Raw genomic sequence first — 1975 nt, 5'->3', positions numbered from 1 at the left:
CCGTATGGGAATGCAGACCGGACAAGGTAAGACTTGGACAGCCCGCCGTGTCGGGGCGCTGCGGACGGTGCATAAAATCCACGGCTACCGCTCAGCTGAGAAGAACGGCGAATGGCTTACGCTGACGGAAGCCGCTAAAAAGCTTGGTGTTTCTGCCCATCGTGTCCGCCGGCTGATCAAGGAAGGGGTGCTTCCGACCGAGCAGGTTGTTCCTGACGCGCCGCATCAAATCCGGGCTGCGGACCTTGAAAAGGACGAAGTGACCCAGTTTCCGCGTCACAGAGGTCCGTGTCGCATCAAGATGGAAAGCCAAAAGTCCCTGTTTCCGGGCATTTGAAGAGGAGGTGTGGTATGAATCGGTCATCGCGATCGGACGGATGGAGCGCTCGACCGTGTTGCTGTCGATCTCGATGCGGCCGTCATTCAGGAAGCGGGTGAGGCCTTCCCAGCGTGAGAGCGCGTAGCGGATTGCCTCGGCGAGCTTGGTCTTCTGGCTGATCAGGCCGAGCTTCTCGCGCAGCCAAGGTTCAAGATCGGCGATGATCGCAACGGTCTTTTCCTGGCGCACGGCACGACGTTCGTCGGCTGGCAGGCCGCGGATGCCGTCCTCGATCTTGTAGAGCTCTGCGATCCGTTTGAGCGCCTCGCTGGCGATCGGCGCTGGCCCTGCGGCGGCCAGTTCATAGAAGCGCCGGCGCACATGCGCCCAGCAGAATGCGAGCGTTACCCCGCTCTTGTCGGCGAGCACGCGATAGCCGCCATAGCCATCAACCTGCAGGATGCCGGTGAAGCCTGCGAGATGGGCGATCGGACGCTCCGCCTTGCGGTCGGGCGCGTAGACATAGGCGACGCCGGGCGGATCGGCTCCGTCCCATGGCCGATCATCTCGGGCATAGGCCCAGAGTTGGCCGGTCTTCGTTTTGCCGCGGCCGGGATCGAGCACGGGTGCCGTCGTCTCATCGGCAAACAGTTTTGGCGAGGCCTTCAGCTTGCCAAGCAGCCGCGCGTGCACCGGACGCAGATGCCAGGCGGCGCGGCCGACCCAGTCGGCAAGTGTCGATCGATCAAGGTTGATGCCCTGCCGGGCATAGATCTGCGCTTGTCGGTAGAGCGGCAGGTGATCGGCGTATTTGGAAACCAGAACCTGGGCAACCGTCACCTCGGTCGGCAGGCCACCCTCGATCAGTCGAGCCGGCGCGGGAGCTTGAACCACTACGTCCTCGCAGGCGCGGCAGGCATATTTGGGCCGGCGCACGACGATCACGCGCAGTTGCGCCGGCACGATATCGAGCCGCTCGCTCACGTCCTCGCCGACCCGGTGCAAACCACTCCGGCAGCACGGGCACGCGTGGTCCTCAATGTCGACGACCATCTCGATGCGCGGAAGATGGGGTGGCAGCGCGCCACGATTTGTCCGGCGCTTCGCGATGCGCGTGAGACGCTCTGCCGGAGATGCTTGTTCGTTCTCTTCCTCGCTGGCGGCCTCGATCTGCTCGGCTTCCTCCAAACCCAGAAGAAGCTGGTCTTCCGGCAACGTCTCGGCACGACGGCCGAAGCGGTGGCGCTGCAATTCCTTGATGATCTGGATCAGACGGGCATTCTCGGCATCACGCGCCAGGACCATCGCCTTCAGCGCATTCGGATCGTCGGGAAGTTGGTCCGCCGTCATCGCCATGACCGGATCAGACCATATTCGTCCTTGCCGGGCGACAGCGGAATCGGAGCTGATTCACTTCGCCGCGGGTCAGCCCGCCTCGACCGGAACCAGGGTCCTTTGAACCTCATGGACCCGCCTCCAGTCGAGCCCTTCGAGCAGCGCCGATAACTGCGCAGCCGTCAGCCGCATCACGCCGTCCTGCACCTTCGGCCAGCGGAACTCGCCATCCTCCAGCCGCTTGGCGACAAGGCAGACGCCGGTGCCGTCCCAGAAGATCAGCTTGATCCGATCCGTGCGTTTGGCGCGAAAGACATAGAC

Annotated in this window: 1 protein-coding gene and 1 pseudogene; both read right to left on the bottom strand. The window is 63.4% G+C overall.

Annotation, left to right across the window (positions count from 1 at the left end):
* Positions 1-358: 358 nt before the first annotated feature.
* Positions 359-1675 (bottom strand): annotated as a pseudogene (locus EOA32_RS36615) (IS66 family transposase); the annotation flags it as partial.
* Between the two features lie 69 nt (positions 1676-1744).
* Positions 1745-1975, bottom strand: a 231-nt coding sequence (gene tnpB, locus EOA32_RS36610; RefSeq protein ID WP_145971496.1) for an IS66 family insertion sequence element accessory protein TnpB, incomplete at its 5' end; no start/stop codon positions are given.

This window comes from Mesorhizobium sp. M1A.F.Ca.ET.072.01.1.1, from assembly GCF_004023325.1.
Taxonomy (GTDB): domain Bacteria; phylum Pseudomonadota; class Alphaproteobacteria; order Rhizobiales; family Rhizobiaceae; genus Mesorhizobium.
Note: the sequence above shows the minus strand (reverse complement) of the source record. Positions and strands in the feature narration are given on the sequence as shown.